Consider the following 20,144-nt stretch of genomic DNA (forward strand, 5'->3'; position numbering starts at 1 on the left):
AAAATAGACGAAAATTAAAAAGAGAATGCTATGAAGACACTACAACAATTCGCACTGGCCCTTACGTTGTTCGGCTTAATATTATCTGGATGTAAATCAATGAATCGGACACAGAAAGGAGCTGTCATTGGCGTAGCGGGTGGAGGTGCTATTGGCGCCGTGGTAGGTAAAGCGTTAGGAAACACTGCGATGGGTGCTATTGTGGGAGCTACAGTGGGTGGTGTAACCGGTGCAGTAATTGGTCGGAAGATGGATAAGCAAGCCGAAGAGATGAAAAAAGTATTAGGCGATGCAGAAGTTAAACGAGTAGGTGAAGGAATCGTGATTGAGTTTAAAGACAAAGTATTATTTGGCTATGATCGCTCTGATCTAAGCGACCAGGCACGCGCGAATCTGACCAAACTCGCGAATGTTTTACAGAAGTATCCTGATACGAACATAGAAATCTTGGGACATACAGACGATAAAGGTTCAGATGCTTACAATCAGGGCCTTTCAGAACGTCGTGCTAATTCAGCAGCAGGCTATTTGCGCTCACTGGGAGTAGCCAACGCAAGAGTTACTACAAAGGGCCTAGGTGAGTCTGACCCTAAAGTTTCCAACGATACAGAAGCCAACCGGGCAGAAAATCGTCGCGTTGAATTTGTTATTACAGCCAACGAGAAAATGGTAGAAGAAGCAAAACGTGAATCAACACAGCGTTAACCAAAATCGATAGATACATTTAAAAAGCAACACTATGAAGAAACTAGCAATGGCGGCAGCGATCGGATTAATCAGCTTCCCTGCTCTCGCCCAGAACATGACAGTAAATGCCGGAAGAACCACTTTTGGCATCAGAGCAGGCGTTAATTTTCAGAACATCAATGGAAAGAACATGGATGGTGGTGATCTGGAAAACCATGTACTTACAGGCTTTAACGCTGGCGTAAATGCCGAAGTACCAATAGGTACAGGGTTTTATGTGCAACCTGGATTACTCTATAGCCAGAAAGGAGCTCAGTCTGAAAATAAGGTAAACAAAGTACATCTTTCCTATGTTGAACTTCCTGTAAACCTGGTGTATAAACCCATTCTTGGAAGCGGCAATATGGTTTTAGGCTTTGGCCCTTATGCGGCGCTAGGCGTAGGCGGCAATGTTGAAACAAACGGCAATAAAACAAAAGTGGAGTTTGTAAGCGATTACGAACCTTCTACCCCAGCCCCTCAGTTTAAGAAATTTGATGCGGGTGCCAACTTTTTGGCCGGTTATGAATTTGTAAGCCGTCTTTCCTTCCAGTTAAATGCACAACTGGGATTAGTAAATATCAATCCTGAAATTTCAACAAACGATAAGTCTAAATTGAAAAACACAGGCTTTGGTGTATCACTTGGCTACCGTTTCTAAAATGTTATAAAGCACAAAAAAAGCTGCCCCGACGGGCAGCTTTTTGCTTTCTAAGCAATAGCTGCCAGTATATTTGCGCGGTGATTACCGAACAGAAAACCGACAACATTCAGCAACATTTCAAAATTGCTGTTGTCACCAGCCTAGTATTAGCTTTGGTGGTAGCCATCTTTTTAATGATCTATGGCAAGCAAGACTCCTTTGTTTTAATTAATGGCTATTATCATCCTTCTCTAGATCTCTTCTTTCAATACATCACTTTCCTGGGAGATGGGCTAATCTATATTCCAATTGCACTTTATTGCGCTGTATACAACAGGAAATACTTAGTGGCCGTAATTGCCGGCATTATCATCTGCACCATCCTTACGCAATTTTTAAAGAATGTGGTCTTCTCTAATGAATTGCGTCCAATTAGCTTAGAGGCGAAGAAAATCATTATTCATAAAATAGATGGCTTGACCATTCATCGGGAACACAGTTTCCCATCTGGGCATACCAGTACTGCATTTAGCATGGCATTGTTATTAGCAGCTATCATGAAAAGAAAATTCTGGTGCATCATCCTTCCGTTAATTGCATTCATGGTTGGTTATTCACGAGTATACCTATCACAACACTTTGTCACGGATGTTTTTGCCGGAATGACCATTGGAATTGTCACTGCCTATTTATCCTTACTTATATACTTTAATTATTTAAAAAGAAGGGAACAAAAGAAGAAACAATTGACATCATAAAAAAAGAAGGGCTCTCAATGAGAGCCCTTCTTTTTTTATGTTATTATCAACCTGGATATGTTAAGCACTTCTACGCTTACTATCCTTTTTTGCCGTTACTCTTTATGAGTTTAAAATAGGTTGCTTTAAAGCGGTTATCTACTACTTCGCCTTGCACTTCTGCTTTCCGTATAGCCTTGCAAAAACCATCTTTCGCATGGGCATCTCCATAGGAGTCAATATGCGTTCCATCAACATAGTAAGCTTTTCCATTGATACGCACGGCCAACTCACAATCCTGCCCCGGCAAGCCAAACTGGCATTGACCGCAAGCGGCCTCTACAACCTGTACAGGCTTAGAGGGATCAGGTTTGGTAGCGACGGTTTCTTTTGCCTGTGCATGCCCTGCCAAATAAGAAAAACAGCAGACAAGCAATATATAAAGCGATTTCATAAATAAAATATTAGAGGTGTAAAGACAAGTCAAACTTACACCTTTATTGACTACTAAGCCTGACTTAACTAGTATGCATGAAAACTGTATAACTCACAAACATTTCTAACAGCCCATCTAACGCTCCTTTTTAAAAATGATATTTCTGGAGTGACACCGAAGTATGAGCACCCCAAAACATCTCAATTTGAAATAGTATTGTTGAAAAGTAAGGACAACCCTAAAAGTGTATAAGAACATTTTATCTCACTTCGCTTCTAAAAGTTGTAGTTAACATGCACCAACAGCTCATAAAATCCACATTATTTTCTTGGAACGATTTTTTCTAATAGTATTTATAAGAATCGTATTCCCTTTTTATGACTGCATAAAAAGTACCCGAAACACCATTCCATACACGATTTAAATGAAACCGAACATGACAGCATCTACCTTACAAGCCAAGAAAACAAAGAAAGTGCTCATCATTGAAGACGAAGGTGACATGTGTTTATTGTTGAACATTATCCTCACTGGAAAAGAAATGGAACTAGAGCACGTAAAAAATCTTTCAGCTGCAAAAGAATACTTGAAAGAGCATCAACCGGAAGTAGTTCTTCTCGACAACAAGCTGCCTGATGGATTTGGCGTTGACTTTATTAGTTACATCAAAGCGAACTATCCCTCTATTAAAATTATTATGATCTCTGGATTTGACATTTCAGCAAAAGATGTTGCACTAGACAATGGTGCGGACATCTTTTTAGAAAAGCCATTCACCAAGAATCAACTTTATCAATCCATCACTGGATTGTTGCACAACTAAAAACACGAGTAAGCTAAAAGCGTTGGTCCAAAGATCAACGCTTTTATTACTATGTTTTCTATCCCCATTCGGCATACCGTTGTATAATTAGGCAGCATTAATTGCGCTTGCTAGTAACTAGAATTCTGGGCATCTTTACATGGAGTTCATACCAGCAATCAATAATTGCCCTATTATACATTTAGCCGTGACTACATCTACTAAACAAGAATGGCATCCCAATGGCCAGTTAAAAGAAGAAATTCATTATAACGGCTCATTGCCTGCAAATGGTTGGAGTTACAAATCGTATTACCCTAATAGCCAGCTTGAAAAAGAGCAATGCTTTAGCAAGGGGCAATTGATAGAACAAAAGACGTTTGATGAAAATGGTAACAAAACCAGCCATACTATCTGGAACATCCGCTTACAACAAATGGTTGATCGCCCCGTAGTTACACCAGCTTCACAAACAATTCGACCAAATGTTGCCAGTGGCTGTATGACAATTGCAAGCATTATAGAAATAATGCCTTGGGTTTGTGAACTTATTGAAGCGCCTGTTATGGCAAATGAATTAGGGGCTGCACATGACCGTTTTTACAGTCAATTTAATGATGATAAAGAAAACGAGGCTGAAGAAGAAAGAGATGAGGAAGCTTGGAGGCTGAAAGGCAAAAAAGGCAGCCTTAGTGTATTATTTGAACGCTCCGAAGGCTATTTATTCTATCACATTCATACACCAGACAACAATGATTATGTAAAAGCCAACCAATTAGTTGCACGTGCGCAGAATCGAAACCGGCTGGATATGTATTTTACAGAAGAAGAGCTTTTATTAAAAGCCACAAGAACAGCAACCCCTATCCTATATTACATAACGCCCTTTCCCAGAAGTCAATGGCTGGAGTTTGAACTGAATGTATGGGGTACTGATCCTGTTTACACCTTATTATCCAAAGCGTTTACATTGGCGCGCTATTCAATAAACATAAAGAATGACTCAGTTCCTCCTGTGCCCAGCTTTTTGGAATCGCTTCCATACTGGAATACTATCATCAAAGAGATTAAAGAGTCAGATAGTGCATTTTATATCATTCACGCACCCCACTCAGCAACGGTACCAATAGTAAAGAACCCTACCCCTAAAGAATTGGAAAGATTCCTGCAAGATCATAGATCTTCCCAGTAGAGCCTTTACTGTTGTGGCATAGTTTTTAACCGCTTTTGTAAAAACAATAACTATGACTACAGTTTCCAATACCCGTCTGCCAGAAGAAAATAAATTACCCACCACCAGCCCTGGAAATGCCAGCAACCCTCCTTTACAGGATGAGCGATTTGAACCCGCCCATAATAATCAACTAATAAATGAACATGGTGAAAAACACCTTCGGGAGACTGCTAATATTGAAGACTATCCAGATGCACAAGACGAACAACACATGGATGAAGCTATTAAAAGGCAAAAGAAAGAGGAGTAAAACTGTATAACGGCAAACCAGTTATTTTACTAATTGCTGCTCCTGAATGAGTTTATATAAATCATTGGCAAAAGCTGCATAGGCTATAAAGGTGTCAGGCTTCACCATGTACCCTGAAGCTCCTAGTTTCAGACATCGATCAATCATTACTTTGGCGGAAGAAGTAGAGGTTATGATAACCGGTATATGCCTATAAGCAGGATCTGCTTTTATGCCTTCCAAGATATCATATCCATTTTTACCAGGCATATTCAAGTCAGATAAAATTACATCGGGTAACGAAGGCTTATGTTCCTCTAGCCATTCAAACAATGCGTCTCCGTTTTTCAACTGTGATACAATTTCAAATACGCCAGCCACATCAAAGCCTTCTTTCATAAAGAACTGCTCATCCTCGTCATTTTCTACTATTATCAGCTTGTATTTAATCATGCTATTGACTGTGCCTCCCTGTTTTCTTTATTAATGGTAAAATAAAATGTAGTGCCTTTTCCTGGTTCTGACTCTGGCCAGATATGGCCGCCGTGCCGCTCAACAATTTTTTTACAAATAGCCAGGCCTATACCAGTACCCGGGTAATCTTTTTTTGTATGTAAACGCCTGAAAATATCAAAAACCTTAGGTATATCGCTTTTAGAAATGCCAATTCCATTATCAGTTACAGCGAACCTTACAGAGCCCTTCTCATACTTACATGTGACTTTTATTTGCGGCTGCTCCGCCTCTGTAAACTTCAATGCATTTGTAATAAGGTTTTGAAGCAACTGTACCAATTGTACACGATCGCCATACACTACACCTACCTCATTTTCAATCACCACTTGAGCTTTTGAGGCATCTATAGCACTCTTTACATTTTGCAAAGCTTCCTCTATCAATGCATTGACCTCAATATTTTCTTTTGCTATTTCTCCTTTGCTCAACTGCGAGTAATGCAATAAGTTTTGAATCAATTCACGCATGCGAGTAGCAGCATTGATCGACTTACTAATATAGGTCTTCAAACCTTCATGCTGCTTTGCATCCAACTTCATATCTATGAGCTGCAAAAAACTTTTAATGGTACGAATAGGCTCTTGCAGATCGTGCGATACAATAGAGGTAAACTGCTCCAACTCCTCATTAGCATAAGATAATTCAAAATTGGTAACTTTTAGCTCTTCGGCCAGCATGCGGAAGCGGTCATAGCTTTCACGCAGCGCCTTTTCAGACTCTTTACGTTCGGTAAGATCACGAACAACCTTTGAAAAGCCGATAAGTATATTCTCATCAGTATATACTGCAGTAATAACAATATTAGCCCAGAAAAGAGATCCGTCCTTTCTAATACGCCATCCTTCTTCTTCATATTTCCCCTCCCTTCTGGCTACCTTTAGTTCATGAGCAGGCTTGCCGATTAAAATATCTTCTTCTGGATAAAAAATAGAAAAATATTTACCTATAACCTCTTGAGCAGTATATCCATTAATTCTTCGGGCGCCTTCATTCCAGCTGACAATACGCCCCTTTTCATCGAGCATAAATATCCCATAATCAGTAACCTGCTCTACTAGGGAACGAAAGCGCTCTTCACTTTGGCGCAGGCGCTCGTCCTTTTCTTTCCGATCAGTAAGGTCACGTGTCACTTTAGAAAACCCTATCAGCTTATTATGTTCATTGAACAAGGCAGTGATCACCACATTAGCCCAGAAAAGTGATCCGTCTTTTCTTACCCGCCATCCTTCTTCTTCATATTTCCCAGTAGCCAAGGCTACTCTTAACTCCATTTCTGGCTTTTTACTTTCCAGATCTTCTGCAGTATAAAAAGTAGAGAAATGTTTTCCTATGATCTCGCTAGCGGTGTAACCTTTTATACGAGCAGCGCCCTCATTCCATGTTTTAATATATCCCTCAGTATCCAACATGAAAATGGCATAGTCCCTTACACTCTCTACCATCAATCGATATTTCTCTTCGCTATAACGCACATCCAATTCTGCATTTTTCTGCTCAGTGGTGTCGCGTAGTAAACAGCTATAGCCTACAAGCATCTGGTTGTTATCATACAAAGGTGACAATGTCATAGAAGCCCAAAACTTAGACTCATCTTTTTTTGTTTTCCACCCTTCAGTAACATATGTACCTCTTTTGCTGGCTTGGCTTAATTCATATTCAGCTTTGGTTAGATCGTTAAGAATAGGGTATAATGCAGCTAAGGGCCGATTCAGGAGTTCATCGGCGGAATAACCTGTAAGTGTTGTAGCTGCAGGGTTGGAATATTGTATATACCCGTTTGTATCCAGCATCAACACTGCTTCGCCTATGCCTTTCAGCAATTGTTGGTAATCAGTAAACATGGTTAAGGTAAAGGCCTCCCTAGGAAGACACTTGTTGTAAAGATAACTATCTGACTATTATATGTTTAATTTTTTGACTTCCATCCAACTCTTTTGTTTAACAAAAAAGTGTTCACAAATGGCTCTTCCAAAAAATACTTCCATCCATATGAAAGGCAAAATTCAGGCAATTCACAAGCTGACAGGGCATATCACCAAGGCTTTTAACAAATTGTATTTCAGTACAGTTACACCAAAAGAACACTTCAATTGGCACTATTCTCCGAAGTTTTAATGCTACCTACTTACAGTACGAGGTCGGTATTAAATGGATTCATACAACACTAATTTTCAACATCTATACGTTTTTGAAAACAAATTGGTTAAGAAACCGGTATCCGGGCTAATCGTACTACATATTAATTATTTACTATTTTCGCTGACCTTAAAACCATACGTAATCGTGCTAAACCTGAATACTAACACTTTACAGGAGCCGCATATTATCATTGTAGATAATGATCCTGACGACAATGCGCGCTTCTTAAACTGTTTTCAACATTTAAACTGGCATCATCAAGTAAAAATGCTAAATGATGCGGATGCTTTATTTGAATTATTAGACAATACACCCCATCTTAATCTTTTACCAACACTTATTGTACTGGATTACAACTTGCCGCGTTTGGGAGGAGAAACAACATTGATACTACTAAAGAAAGACAAGCGCTTTCAAAGTATTCCTGTAGTACTATTTACTACTTCTATATCTGACAGAATGGAAAAGCAATTATTGTCTTTAGGCGCCCTTCTTTGTATTAGAAAGCCCAAAACTATAGATGGCATACATTGGCAGGTGGTGGAGCTTATGGAGTTGGCTAAAGCACAATTTCATAGCCACCAAATGGCATTAACCACTAAGTAATACTTACGCTAATAGGGAAGCTATTGTAGTACCTGCTAATAGCAAATGCTCGTAGTATGCCTCTACCCATTTGCCAAGGCCAAAATACCTTTTACTACATGGAATAACTCTTTTGGACTTAGGGGTTTGGTCACAAAAGGAATATTGAATTGTTCGCAAAACGTACGATCCAATTGGCTAGAAGATGTTGTAAACAAGACGATAGGTATACTATCAAAACGACGCTCTTTTTTAATGCGCGACACCGTTTCTTTTCCGTCCATCAGCGGCATGTTGATATCCATGATAATGAGGCAGGGAAGTTCTTCTTTTGTCTTTGCATTGGAGAGAAAATGCAAGGCCTCTAAACCGTTAATGGCAGTAGCTATTCGGGCATCAGGATTAATCTCCTTTATTGTTTCAAATACCATCAATTGGTCATCAGCATCATCATCAACACAAAGGATGGTTCGCGGAATTACGTGCATATATCTATCTGAGATAAATCAATATACACATTTTTATACTATTTGTGTGCCTGAAGCTAAGTTCGCCTAAAAGAAATGTTGATTATAAATAAGGGGTAATGAAATACCCGTAAAAAGTTTATTATTTACTCGTATGCAATATAATTGAGATTAGTCAAAATAGCAAGGGAGCTATAACTAGCAAAAAAGTGCATTGATATTGATTTCTTCTAAATAAGGATCCAGCTCATTCGTATCCTTAAAGCACTTGACCTTATTGATCCGGTCCGTATGCCTTTTAAAAAAAATCTCAACATAATAGTCTGTCAGCTGGAAAAGCAAGATGTCTTCAGCATCAGTATTACGGTCACTTACACAAGCCCCATTAAAAAGCAGGTACTGATACTTTTTGCCTTTAGAGAGACGGTTAAATTGATGAAGTAACATAGAGGTAATTATAATATCAATATAAAAAAGACAATGCCAAACTGGCTAAAGTTTAAAACTTGAAAAAAATAAACGAATAGCGGCTTTCTTTCCCCAAAATCATCTAATTGTCATTTGACCATAATCAAGGAAAAGAGTACACCATTTCCCCCTTTCATTGACTTTTATAGAAGTTACTTAAACGTACTCTTCATTACTTTTATTACACCTGAAGCTGACCATTCCGGAGAAACAATCATACGCCTTACAGTATACAGCGGCTGAGCCGAATCTCTAGGTGTAGCTAACTGGAATGCCATTTTATAACCCCGCTTTTCAATTTCGGGCAAGGCCTCTTTGCTCCAAATACCAAAGGGATAAGCAAAATAATAGACCGGCTTACCAGTAATTTCTTCTAATTGTGTACGAGTATTTGTCAACTGAAAATCCCATTCATTTACTACCTTTTTCTGCCCACGGTACTCGATGGTGTTCTCGTTTTTCAAACGATCTACCCGATGGTGATCCCAGGTGTGGCTTGCAATGACATGCCCTTCATCCGACAACTGCTTGATCTGCTCTTTGGTCATATAGCGGGGACGGCCAATAGAGATGGTCATTATAAAATAAACCCCTTTAAAGCCATACTTATCCATTTCCGGCTTAGCAATGCTGAATTGCTCTTCATCGGTATCATCGTAGGTAAGCATAACCGGCTTAGAAGGCAGTGGCGTACCCTTAGTAAGGTAAGCATATAACTGGTCAGGAAGAATGGTATGGTAACCACTATCGGCCAATGCCTTCATTTGGGCTTTAAACTCGGCCACAGTTACCTCGTAGCCTCTATCAGCCCTGCTGGCCATTTGAATATCCCGAATATGATGATAACAAAGAATAGGCACTTGTGTACGGGCCATTATAGTTGCTGCATCAGCCTTTGTTTCGTTGGCTCCAGTAGTATTTAGAATCAACGAAGGATGGTTACTACTAGCAGTAGCAGAATCTTTAACAGGTGCGGCAGTTGTTTTCGTGGAGGAATCAGAACAGCTAGCCAGTAAAGTGACTGCAGTTGCAAGGCAAAGGAGGTTTTTCATAATGTGTTTTGCTTAGACAAAGGTGTAAAAGATGAGCTTGATTTCAAAAACTTTCTTCCACTTTTTTAATTAACCATCAAATTCAATGAAATATAAGCCTGTAAAGACTTACAAACAAAAAGAGTAGACTAAAAACCACCCTTTAAAACGAATTTAACAACTTACATGGAAAAGCACCATCCTTTGGACTAATCGCCTTCCTTTTTATCGCTAATTTTTTAGGTTTAAAACCATATGCTGAAACTGTAAGGCATACCCTTTTCCTACACTTTTCCTACCCCTTGCTGTCCTCATAGTCATGACTTCTTCGGGACTGCTTCGAGGCTTGTTCGAGACTTCTTCGAAGCGGCCCGAAGGAATCCCGAAGGAGTCCCGAAGCGGTCTCGAACAAAGGATGACGCTAAGGACAGCCATTCCACAGCAAAGGATAGAATAGCCCGCAGAAACTAGTACATATCAATGGTTTACAGAAGATAAAAGGAAGTTATGGGGGAAAACTTGCAACCAAAAAACAGAAATTTAATACGTTTAAATTCTAAAATCTTTGATACCCTCGACCAAGCATTTACCAACATATGAATAAGCAGGGGCTAATAATTACATTTTTACCTACCTATTTTTCAACAATTTTGGTTCCCTATACCATGATATAGTTTTGAACTACCTATACCTATAATGATTTGTATAGCACCAGAGAGATGGTTACGATCCTGTACAAAGCAGATGGCGTCTGACGAACCCATTGTAACTAATTATTATACAAGTAAGAAGTGGAGAATTGATACTAGGACTTAAACCCTAATGTAAATATGCGCTGACGGCCATTATAGGTAAAGATGCAATGCTTGAGCACTTCTACGCCTATGATAATAGAAGCTGGATACTGGGGATCGATAAGCGTACCTGCCCTTATTCCTTCAATAACAGCTACCTGTTGCCCTTCCTGGTCAAAGCGCAGATCCATCAGGTATTCTGTCAGTGGCATTTTACCAAATAGCGGATGCCGGTAATCGGCCAAACGCAAGGTTTCCAGTTGCAGCTGCTTGGCCAGCTCCTCACGTATAAGGCAGTGGGCAGCGCCTGTATCAATAATGGCCTTTGCTGATACAGCCAAGTCTTTTTTCTTGTTGAGCACCTGCAATTGCAAATATGGAAAAGCGTCTTCATCAAATGTACCGGTTACTATCTTATCCATAATCAGAGCATTTACCTCTTACAAACTACAAACTATACATAACATTTAGTGCTTAAATAACCTTCTTTTTATTGCTTTTTAGGTTAACCAGACCGTGGTTTTTACCACCCTTTGAACCTGCTTAATTACCTATAAAAACAGGGTGTGAAAAACAATTGTATAAACTATTAAGAGTTTATCCTAAATTAAGGGTCGAAATAACGTTTGTCTAACCCTTAAATGCTCATAAAAAATGGCAAAAGCAACAAAGAAAGCAGCTCCTAAAAAAGCAGCTGCTAAAAAAGCGGCCCCTGCTAAAAAGGCTGCTCCAGCAAAGAAAGCATCAGCTAAGGCGCCTGCTAAAAAAGCGGCAGCTAAAAAAGCAGCTCCTGCAAAGAAAGCAGCTCCTAAAAAAGCAGCAGCTAAAAAATCTGCCCGTAAACCTAATGCGGCCTTCATGGCTCCCCTACAACCTAGCGGACCATTAGCAGAAGTAATTGGTAACAAGGCTTTACCTCGTACAGAGATTGTAAAGAAGGTTTGGGACTATATTAAGAAGAACGACCTTCAAGACAAAAAGAACAAGCGTATGATCAATGCCGACGCTAAGCTGAAACCGCTGTTTGGCAAAAATCAGATCTCTATGTTTGAGTTGGCAAAAATTGTCAATAACCACGTAGTGAAATAGATGACCTACTTGTTCTGCAGAACACAGCATCTATAACGCTCAAGCTTATACGAAAGCCGGTATTTACTACCGGCTTTTTTATTTTATGGCACTGAACTTTGCATTAATTACCGGCACATGGTTTGACGCCATATGTTATTCATCTTTTAAACGGCCAATTGATTACTTATGACAGCAACAACTAAAATAGCCCTTGTAACCGGCGGCAGCCGTGGATTAGGGAAAGACATGGCATTGAGTTTAGCTCAAAAGGGAATTGATGTTATTCTTACCTATCGCACCAACAAATCAGAGGCAGAAGAAGTGGTCAAACAAATAGAAAGTTCGAAACAAAAAGCAGCAGCCTTAGCACTTGACATGTCGAAGGTTGACTCTTTAGGCTCTTTTGTTGAAGAACTCAAGCATACGTTACAAGACAAATGGAACACCAGCCAACTGGACTTCCTGATCAATAATGCTGGCATGGGTGCTACAGTGCCATTTGCAGATGTAACAGAAGCCCTGTTTGACGAGTTTTTAAATGTACATTTTAAAGGCGTTTATTTTCTTACACAAGGACTGTTACCACATCTGAACCAAGGCGGATGCATTATTAATATCTCAACGGGTACCACACGCTTTGCCAATCCTGGTTACTCCGTATATGCTTCTATGAAAGGAGCTATAGAGGTTTTTACCAGATACCTGGCGAAAGAACTAGGCCACAAAGGCATTCGTGCAAACGTAGTAGCTCCCGGCCCAATAGAGACAGATTTTAATAGTTCAGCTATTCGCAGTAATCCACAAATGAAAGAACGTCTTAGTAGTGTAACTCCATTAGGACGTGTTGGCACAGCCGAGGACATTGGTGGTGTGGTGGCTTTTCTTTGCTCTGATGAAGCTCGCTGGGTCAATGCACAGCGTATAGAAGTGAGTGGAGGAATTAATACATAGGCCATATGCTTTATACTGCAAGCATTTATACACTTTCCGTTTTGCACTTCTTAAAAGGAGGATTGCTAATTAAGGCTAATAGATAGTTGGCATTTGAATGCTAAGCAGGTGGTCGGGGATGACTGAATCCGAATCAGCGGCCTCTTCGTCCAGAATTGATAACTAAATAAAAAACTATGTGCAGAAGAGAATAAGCCACCAACTAGATATTGGCAAACTGTTGTAGCACTTCTTCTTTCATCGTTCTTTTCTTACACTCAATCACCCGCTGCAATTCCTGCAGTACCGTACTTTCAGCAAGTTCTTTTATTTGAATAACTTCAGGTAAATGAAGAAGGGTTTGCGATACACATAGATCATGGAATTCGCCCAATTTCTCTGCCAGGCCATCAGCTTCTTCTTTCTTCACCAATAAGGCTGGTAGAAGGAGTGACATATACGAGCCCAGGTAATCGCGATTATATCCAATATCCTTAACGATCTTTCTTACATCATGTAAGTCATCGTCACTAAAAGAAGCTGGGGCCAGGATTGCAATTAATGCAGTATGTTGATTTAACAGGTAGCTTTTCCGCTCACCGGCTTTTATCTCCAATTGAATAGGGGAAAGGAGATCTTTACGATTTTTTTTAAATGAAAGCTTTTGCTCTTCAACCCGTAATTGCTCTATCGCCTTTTCTTTTTCCTTTTCCAATAATTCCGTGAAAACAACAGGCAATGTCAGATGGTTCTCATTGGCCAATTCCTGAATGCGCTGCTCATGTAGCTGCAGGTTTCTTAGGTTCCCTGTCAGTTTATAATAGGTTTTTAAGTGCCGGTTCAACTTAAGTGTTTCGTGATGCGTTCTGTGTGTATTTAGCAGGCGCAAGAATGCTTTTAGTTTTTTCATTTCCAGGCGGTAATCGTGCAATTCTTCAGGATCAAAGCTTTTCCTGAGCTTCAAAAAATGTTTCTTGAGCCTTTTCATTCGCAATTTCAATACGTCAAGGATAGCTTTTTCTTTCATAGTGGCTGATGCTAAAAGAACAGTATTAGCAGCTCATCAATTAATAAATTACCCCCTTTAGAAATAAGTACATCAATAAGCACACCTGAATAATTTCGTAACTTTAAATAGTATCTGGCACCTGTTCATTGAAATATTGTAAAAGGCAGTCTATTCGCATTTTAATTAACCTGTAAACAGTTAATTTATGAGAAGTTTTTACAATCAAGCCACCCCCACCTTGACGCCTATTGCTCCTTTCAGTTACGTTCCTTCAAATGAGCATGCTGCCTGGTTTGCCATTGCCTATACAATTGCCTGTATTAATGGCGATATTTCAGAAGAAGCGAGAAAAACGTTTTGTAAGCTCATAACTTCAAAGAGCTTTTTCAGCGGACATCAAACATTGGATTATTTTTTTGAACTAAAAAAAATAAGCGACCTGTTACCTCCAAAAGAAATTATACGTGCTGCCGCTAGATTGATAAATCCAGAAAATGCGCCTACACTCTTTTGCATTATAGTTGAAATCCTATTAACCAAAGGTTACCTGACACGAAAGGAAGAAAACCTTTTGGATTATCTAAGCTTAAGGCTGGCTTTGGACGATAATCTAACCGATAAAATAACAGAAGTATTACTGATTAAAAACAAAGGAAACTGGATTAGCTAACACCAGTCCTATTCCCTAATAATTTCACTTTACCCAAGTGTTCTTCTCTACCTAACAATTAGAATTAAAACCACCATTTTCTCCTCTATAAATCAGCTCTTTTCTCCCATTACTCATTTTCCAATACCCGCCGTACACAACTCACCACTCACCTCTTCCCTCGTTTAACAGTCCTTTTACAAAAATCTTCAGAAATGCTTCAGAAGTGGGAACTAAGCTTGCAATGAAAACAAATTGTAAGCAACCATGACAATAAAACAATCATTGGCAACTGTAGCAGTGGCAGCAGCTACTTCCTTGGGAAGCATCTGGGGTTATAGTCAGTATCAACAAAACAAATTACCAATTCTAGATACTACTGATAACGGTTCACTATTTAAGAGTGCTAAATATACCGGCACAGCCGACCCTGTAATTGATTTTGAAAAAGCAGCCAACAAAGCTGTACCAGCCGTTGTACATATTAAAACACTTACAAAGGCCAAACAGGCAAATGTTCAAGACTTGCAAAACAATCCATTCAGAGATTTCTTTGGTGACGACTTTGACCAACTCTTTGGCGGCAGAGGCAACATGCAAGCACAACCGCAGCGCGCTTCCGGATCCGGCGTGATCATTAGTGCCGATGGTTATATTGTAACCAACAATCACGTAGTAGATGGCGCTGATGAGCTGTCTGTTACACTGAGCAATAATAAAACCTATAAAGGCAAGGTAGTAGGTAAAGATGCCAGCAGCGATCTGGCTGTTATTAAAATCGACGCTAGTAACCTGTCCTTCTTAAGCTTCGCCAATTCAGATGATACGCATTTAGGTCAATCTGTTTTAGCCATTGGCTACCCACTGAATCTGGATGTAACTGTAACTTCTGGAATTGTAAGTGCTAAATCCAGAAGTATTGGTATCAATGGTCAGAACAGCAAAACCCCATTAGAGGCCTTTATTCAAACCGATGCAGCTATTAACCCGGGTAACAGTGGCGGTGCCCTTGTTAATGCTGATGGCGACCTGATTGGTATCAATAGTGCTATTGCTTCACCTACAGGCTCATATGCCGGCTATGGTTATGCTATTCCATCTAATATGGTTAAGAAAATTGCATCTGATATTGTAAAGTATGGTAGCACCAAAAGAGCTTACCTGGGTGTAATGTTTGGTTATGACCAAATGAGCGATGAAGATCGCCAGAAATATAACGTAAAGGAAGGTGATGGCGTGTTTGTAATGGACGTAGCTCAAAACAGTGCTGCATACCAAGCGGGTATTCAGAAAGGTGACTTTATTACCAAAGTAAATGGCATCCCAGTGAATACCGGCACACAGATCATAGAAAAGATAGCTACTATGCGCCCCGGCGATAAAGTGAGCATTAGTTACCAACGTAATGGTGTCGAGAAAACAGCTTCTACAACGTTGAAAGGTGAATCTGGTGTATATGCCAGTATGAAAGAGCAAGCTGTTGAAAGCCTGGGCGCTAGTTTTGAAGCAGTGCCAAAAGCACAAGCTTCACAACTGGGTATAGCTGGTGGTGTGTCTGTAAAATCCCTTTCACAAGGTGTATTAACAGAACAAACACGCATCAAAGAAGGCTTTATCATCACTAAAATCAACAACCAGCGAATTACCTCTGTAGACGAGCTAAATGCCGCCCTGCAAAGCGCCGGAAACAGTGCTATCATCAGTGGCATCTATCCTAACAATCCACAGCGGGAATATCAGTATGCGTTGAATGACTTGCAATAAGCCCGGCACGCCCCCAAGCCCTAAAGGGGAGACCAGCGCGACAAAGCCTATCTAGCGATCATCCCTCAATATACATTAAGGTCAGAGTTAGCTCTGACCTTTTAAGTTTTCATAAAAAGTGAGATAAATAATAGAAGAATGATAGATCTAAGTCTCCCCTTTAGGGAGACAGGGGGTATTTTTACCACCATGAAACTCCTGATCATTGAAGACGAGCCAGCCTTGCGGGAATCGATACAGACCTACCTTGAGCAGCAGGGCTTTGTATGTGAAGCGGTTGCTGATTTTAAAGCAGGCTTGCAAAAAGTGCAGCAGTATGATTATGATTGTGTAGTAGTAGATATTAACCTGCCTTATGGAAGTGGATTGGATATCGTAAAAGAGTTGAAGGCAATTGAAGCCAAAGCCGGCATCATCATCATCTCAGCCCGGGCTTCCCTGGAAGACAAACTCACGGGGCTTGAATTAGGATCAGATGATTATCTCACCAAACCCTTTCACCTATCTGAGCTTAGCGCACGCATACAAGCCATTATACGACGGCGCAATTTTGGAGGCAGCAAAACTATCAGCTTCCAGGAAATCCGGCTAGAACCCGATGCACAACGCGTAAGTATTGATAGTAAGCCGGTAGATCTTACTGAGAAAGAATACCGGTTGCTGGAGTACTTTATTGCCAACCAGCGAAGGGTACTGACCAAGGCTGCCATAGCCACTCACGTATGGGGCGACGAATACGAGCAGGTAAGCAATTATGATTTTATATATACCCATATTAAAAACCTGCGTAAGAAACTGATTGATGCCGGTAGTGAGGATTATATAAAAACAGTACACGGTGTCGGCTACCGTTTTACCGATCATTAGTAGATATTTACACCAAAGAGTTATGGAATAGGAAAACAGAACAGTAAAAGCGTAAGCATGCGACTACTCACAAAAACAACTCTTTATTTTTTATTAGCCATGATACCTCTGCTGGTGGTTGGTGGTTATTTTTTATACAAGCAATACAGCACGCAAATCAATGAACGGGCTGACAAAGAGCTGGTTTATGAAGAGGTACAATGGATCCAGTACCTGGAAGCTGCTACCGCAAATGGATCTAACTTCCTATTGCAATCGCCCGACCTGCTGATCCATCCGGCACAGGAAGAGCCTACGCCCTACCCCACTATCACTAACACCAACGGTCTAAAGGCTCGTTCCAATGAAGAAATTCCTTATCGCCAATTAGCGCATATAGTAGATATTAACGGTGTTCCTTACCAGATTGTGATCCGTAAGTCGCAGGAACAAAAACTGGCACTGGTTTCCAATATTACCTATATCATGCTGTTGGTATTTGGAGGCTTATTTATAGCAACATTGCTATTTAACTGGATGATCAGTAATCGCCTTTGGCGACCTTTCAGGGCATCCCTGCAAAAAGTACGCAACCTGGAGCTCCAGAAAATGGAAGCTGTCCGTTTTGAAGAAACGAATACCAAAGAGTTTAATGAGCTAAATGGTGCCCTCAATACCATGGTGCAAAAGATACAGCACGACTACCTGAACATGAAAGAGTTTACGGAAAATGCCGCGCATGAAATGCAGACACCTCTTGCCATTGCACAATCCAAGCTGGAGTTGCTGCTTCAAGACAGCCAACTGAACGACACACAGGTAGGCTCCATTGCACAGGCCACCGAGGCTTTAAGCCGATTAAGCAAGCTTAATCAATCCTTACTATTACTTGCCAAAATAGAAAACAACCAATTTGTGGCTACCGAAACAATCAACCTAACCAACGTTACTCAGAAATACCTGCGCCTTTTTGATGAGATCATTAAAGACAAACAATTACAAGTACATATACAGGCTGAGGAAGATTTCACTGCCCGACTACACCCCTTCCTTGCCGACTCTCTGGTAAGCAACTTGCTGGGTAATGCCATTAAATACAATGAGGAAGGCGGTAAGATAAACATTCAAGTTAGCCGCAGTTCATTTTGTATCAGCAATACCAGCCAGCAGCCAGCCCTCGATGCCCAACACTTGTTTCAACGTTTCCAAACTCCTAATAAGGGCACCACACACTCCACCGGCTTAGGGCTAGCCATTGTAAAACGCATTGTTGATACCTCGCAGTTAAAGATCACCTACCAATACGCGGAGAGTATGCACCGCTTCTGTATAAGCCAGGCATAGTAGCTTCTAGTATTTAGTTACCTTTAATAAGTCCGAATAACCAAGGAAGTTTCTCTATTTACGCGTTTCATCTTACTGGTATTGAAAAGTATGAGAGCATTCATGAACTAACCAACCCACGTCACCATGAAAAAGAATAAAGGCATACAGACCGAAATAGATGCATCTTATTTATACCAACAGTTAGCCAATCATGAAGACGATCCCACCATTGCCGATGTATATCGACAAATGAGCGAAATAGAAAAAAGCCATGCAGAAGCCTTTGCACAAAAAGAGAAAGTATCGCTAGTAATGCAGCCTTCCTGGAGAGCCAAAGTGTTGAACAGGATTGGGAAGACGTTTGGCTATGATTATGTTTTGGGATCCCTAATGGACACCGAGAAAAGTATATCCAACGCTGTTATAATCACCAAGGAAAATCAAAAAATAAAGCTTACCGGTTCAGAGACCAACCATGTAAACATCTTACGTGCTATTCTTGAAAAGCAGTCTAAGGTTACAGGATCCCAGTTATCCAAGTTTGAAAGCCGGCACCGCACTGTTGGCGGCAATGCTATACGGGCAGCCGTTCTAGGAGGTAATGATGGCTTGGTTTCCAACTTCAGCCTGGTAATGGGAGTTGCTGGTGCTACGGCAGGTGGCACAGCCGTTTTATTAGCCGGTGTTGCGGGCTTGTTGGCGGGAGCCTTATCCATGTCGCTGGGCGAATGGATATCGGTAAAAAGCTCACAGGAGCTGTACGAAAATCAAATGCAGGTTGAAATGGAAGAACTGGAAACCAATCCTGAAGGCGAAATGAAAGAACTGGCCCTGATCTACATTGCCAAAGGCATTCCTAAAGAGCAGGCGTATGAAATGGCGGCAGATACTATAAAAGATAAAGAACACGCCCATGAAATACTAGTAAAGGAAGAATTGGGCATTAATGCAGACGAACTAAAAGGCTCACCTATTGAAGCAGCTATCTATTCCTTCATATTATTCTCTATAGGTGCCATTATCCCCTTTCTCCCTTTCTGTTTAGCGGTGGCTATAATGCCATCATTATGAGTGTGATCTTTAGTACAATAGGTTTGTTTTTAATTGGCGCTGCTATTACCTTGTTTACTGGAAAGAATGTATGGTATTCCGGCTTTCGGCAGGTTATATTTGGATTATTAGCGGCCGCTATCACATTCGGAATTGGTAAGCTTATAGGTGTATCCGTTTCGTAACGACTTGTATATCCAGTAATAGAAAATAAGCAACCGGTCGACGGCAATCGCCAACTAAGGATTCCCTTTTATTAAATAAAGTTCTGTTCTTGATTACTTAGCCCCCAGGCGCCCTGTAGCTAACATTTTTCTTAGTGGCTTCATCAACATCTGCAGGTGAAAGCAATACAGTTGTTGTAATTTTAACCAGGCCTGCTGTATTCACTCGCAATCCCACAGCTGCTGCAGAAATATCATCAGGGAGTTCTACAACCACATATACATCATCTTCTCCAAATGCATAATAGAATGACTCCACTTTGCCACCCATATCTGCCAGCATTTTCTCAACAGCATTTTTACGTCCAGAGCCACCTTCCTGCATTAAGCCTTTAATTCCTTCTGCGTTGTAAGATCCTTTAATCAAATACTTTTTCATTGTTTGGTAATTTAATTTTTCTACTCTTACGGCTTTTCGGATTGGTCCAGTCCTTATAAGGTGGGCTCCAATTGAGTATAAAGAAAAAA

The 20,144-nt window shown here is 40.5% G+C and carries 22 protein-coding genes and 1 pseudogene; 14 read left to right on the top strand and 9 right to left on the bottom strand.

Annotation, left to right across the window (positions count from 1 at the left end; translation table 11 throughout):
• Window positions 1–30: 30 nt before the first annotated feature.
• From SY85_RS07920 to SY85_RS07930, 3 genes are all read left to right on the top strand, one after another.
• On the top strand, window positions 31–705 hold the full coding sequence (locus SY85_RS07920) for a YiaD family glycine zipper/OmpA-like lipoprotein (RefSeq protein WP_066403254.1): 675 nt from the start codon (window positions 31–33) through the stop codon (window positions 703–705).
• 34 nt (window positions 706–739) lie between these two features.
• Window positions 740–1,387, top strand: a complete 648-nt coding sequence (locus SY85_RS07925; RefSeq protein ID WP_066403258.1) for a porin family protein — start codon at window positions 740–742, stop codon at window positions 1,385–1,387.
• Between the two features lie 80 nt (window positions 1,388–1,467).
• Window positions 1,468–2,127, top strand: a complete 660-nt coding sequence (locus SY85_RS07930) for a phosphatase PAP2 family protein (protein WP_066403261.1) — start codon at window positions 1,468–1,470, stop codon at window positions 2,125–2,127.
• Window positions 2,128–2,206: 79 nt separating this feature from the next.
• Here SY85_RS07930 and SY85_RS07935 read toward each other — a convergent pair whose 3' ends face one another.
• Window positions 2,207–2,560 (bottom strand): DUF6370 family protein, encoded by a 354-nt coding sequence (locus SY85_RS07935; RefSeq protein WP_066403263.1) that lies wholly within the window; start codon window positions 2,558–2,560, stop codon window positions 2,207–2,209.
• A 418-nt stretch (window positions 2,561–2,978) separates the two neighbouring features.
• Between SY85_RS07935 and SY85_RS07940 the strand changes: the two genes are divergently transcribed.
• From SY85_RS07940 to SY85_RS07950, 3 genes are all read left to right on the top strand, one after another.
• Window positions 2,979–3,365, top strand: a complete 387-nt coding sequence (locus tag SY85_RS07940) for a response regulator (RefSeq protein ID WP_066403264.1) — start codon at window positions 2,979–2,981, stop codon at window positions 3,363–3,365.
• A 187-nt stretch (window positions 3,366–3,552) separates the two neighbouring features.
• Entirely contained in the window at window positions 3,553–4,536 is a 984-nt protein-coding gene (locus SY85_RS07945; protein WP_158512948.1) for a toxin-antitoxin system YwqK family antitoxin, read from the top strand.
• A gap of 52 nt (window positions 4,537–4,588) precedes the next feature.
• Window positions 4,589–4,828, top strand: a complete 240-nt coding sequence (locus SY85_RS07950) for a hypothetical protein (protein ID WP_066403267.1) — start codon at window positions 4,589–4,591, stop codon at window positions 4,826–4,828.
• Between the two features lie 21 nt (window positions 4,829–4,849).
• On the opposite strand, the gene SY85_RS07955 is transcribed toward SY85_RS07950, so the two are convergent.
• Both SY85_RS07955 and SY85_RS07960 read right to left on the bottom strand, forming a co-directional pair.
• Window positions 4,850–5,260: a response regulator gene (locus tag SY85_RS07955; protein WP_066403269.1), complete on the bottom strand. Its 411-nt coding sequence runs from the start codon at window positions 5,258–5,260 to the stop codon at window positions 4,850–4,852.
• Window positions 5,257–7,164, bottom strand: a complete 1,908-nt coding sequence (locus SY85_RS07960; RefSeq protein WP_071890959.1) for a PAS domain-containing sensor histidine kinase — start codon at window positions 7,162–7,164, stop codon at window positions 5,257–5,259. The genes SY85_RS07955 and SY85_RS07960 overlap by 4 nt, the downstream gene beginning before the upstream one ends.
• 442 nt (window positions 7,165–7,606) lie before the next feature.
• Between SY85_RS07960 and SY85_RS07965 the strand changes: the two genes are divergently transcribed.
• The gene (locus tag SY85_RS07965) at window positions 7,607–8,068 is read left to right on the top strand and encodes a response regulator (RefSeq protein ID WP_066403276.1); all 462 of its coding nucleotides are present in this window, start codon (window positions 7,607–7,609) and stop codon (window positions 8,066–8,068) included.
• Window positions 8,069–8,130: 62 nt separating this feature from the next.
• Here the strand turns inward: SY85_RS07965 and SY85_RS07970 are convergent, their stop codons facing one another.
• From SY85_RS07970 to SY85_RS07985, 4 genes are all read right to left on the bottom strand, one after another.
• Window positions 8,131–8,535, bottom strand: a complete 405-nt coding sequence (locus SY85_RS07970) for a response regulator (RefSeq protein ID WP_066403278.1) — start codon at window positions 8,533–8,535, stop codon at window positions 8,131–8,133.
• 177 nt (window positions 8,536–8,712) lie between these two features.
• Window positions 8,713–8,961: a hypothetical protein gene (locus tag SY85_RS07975; protein ID WP_066403280.1), complete on the bottom strand. Its 249-nt coding sequence runs from the start codon at window positions 8,959–8,961 to the stop codon at window positions 8,713–8,715.
• A 173-nt stretch (window positions 8,962–9,134) separates the two neighbouring features.
• The gene (locus SY85_RS07980; protein WP_066403284.1) at window positions 9,135–10,034 is read right to left on the bottom strand and encodes a polysaccharide deacetylase family protein; all 900 of its coding nucleotides are present in this window, start codon (window positions 10,032–10,034) and stop codon (window positions 9,135–9,137) included.
• A gap of 784 nt (window positions 10,035–10,818) precedes the next feature.
• Window positions 10,819–11,229, bottom strand: a complete 411-nt coding sequence (locus SY85_RS07985; protein WP_066403286.1) for a pepsin/retropepsin-like aspartic protease family protein — start codon at window positions 11,227–11,229, stop codon at window positions 10,819–10,821.
• 232 nt (window positions 11,230–11,461) lie between these two features.
• Between SY85_RS07985 and SY85_RS07990 the strand changes: the two genes are divergently transcribed.
• Window positions 11,462–11,896 carry an SWIB/MDM2 domain-containing protein gene (locus tag SY85_RS07990; protein WP_066403288.1) on the top strand — a complete coding sequence of 145 codons (435 nt, stop codon included), beginning with the start codon at window positions 11,462–11,464 and terminating at the stop codon, window positions 11,894–11,896.
• A 168-nt stretch (window positions 11,897–12,064) separates the two neighbouring features.
• Window positions 12,065–12,829, top strand: coding sequence for an SDR family NAD(P)-dependent oxidoreductase (locus tag SY85_RS07995; protein WP_066403289.1), 765 nt, complete (start codon window positions 12,065–12,067; stop codon window positions 12,827–12,829).
• A gap of 202 nt (window positions 12,830–13,031) precedes the next feature.
• On the opposite strand, the gene SY85_RS08000 is transcribed toward SY85_RS07995, so the two are convergent.
• The gene (locus SY85_RS08000; protein WP_066403291.1) at window positions 13,032–13,835 is read right to left on the bottom strand and encodes a CHAD domain-containing protein; all 804 of its coding nucleotides are present in this window, start codon (window positions 13,833–13,835) and stop codon (window positions 13,032–13,034) included.
• A 187-nt stretch (window positions 13,836–14,022) separates the two neighbouring features.
• Between SY85_RS08000 and SY85_RS08005 the strand changes: the two genes are divergently transcribed.
• The 5 genes and pseudogenes from SY85_RS08005 (at window position 14,023) to SY85_RS08025 (ending at window position 19,637) form a co-directional block, all read left to right on the top strand.
• Window positions 14,023–14,487, top strand: coding sequence for a tellurite resistance TerB family protein (locus tag SY85_RS08005; RefSeq protein WP_066403293.1), 465 nt, complete (start codon window positions 14,023–14,025; stop codon window positions 14,485–14,487).
• Window positions 14,488–14,733: 246 nt separating this feature from the next.
• Window positions 14,734–16,230, top strand: a complete 1,497-nt coding sequence (locus SY85_RS08010) for a trypsin-like peptidase domain-containing protein (protein ID WP_066403294.1) — start codon at window positions 14,734–14,736, stop codon at window positions 16,228–16,230.
• A gap of 138 nt (window positions 16,231–16,368) precedes the next feature.
• Window positions 16,369–17,097 carry a response regulator transcription factor gene (locus SY85_RS08015; RefSeq protein ID WP_226999046.1) on the top strand — a complete coding sequence of 243 codons (729 nt, stop codon included), beginning with the start codon at window positions 16,369–16,371 and terminating at the stop codon, window positions 17,095–17,097.
• Between the two features lie 57 nt (window positions 17,098–17,154).
• On the top strand, window positions 17,155–18,420 hold the full coding sequence (locus tag SY85_RS08020) for a sensor histidine kinase (RefSeq protein ID WP_082886335.1): 1,266 nt from the start codon (window positions 17,155–17,157) through the stop codon (window positions 18,418–18,420).
• Between the two features lie 615 nt (window positions 18,421–19,035).
• Window positions 19,036–19,637, top strand: a pseudogene (locus SY85_RS08025) (VIT1/CCC1 transporter family protein).
• Between the two features lie 97 nt (window positions 19,638–19,734).
• On the opposite strand, the gene SY85_RS08030 reads toward SY85_RS08025, so the two are convergent.
• Window positions 19,735–20,055: a GYD domain-containing protein gene (locus SY85_RS08030; protein WP_066403298.1), complete on the bottom strand. Its 321-nt coding sequence runs from the start codon at window positions 20,053–20,055 to the stop codon at window positions 19,735–19,737.
• Between the last annotated feature and the right edge of the window lie 89 nt (window positions 20,056–20,144).

The sequence above is a fragment of the Flavisolibacter tropicus genome (genome assembly GCF_001644645.1).
Taxonomy (GTDB): Bacteria; Bacteroidota; Bacteroidia; order Chitinophagales; family Chitinophagaceae; genus Flavisolibacter; species Flavisolibacter tropicus.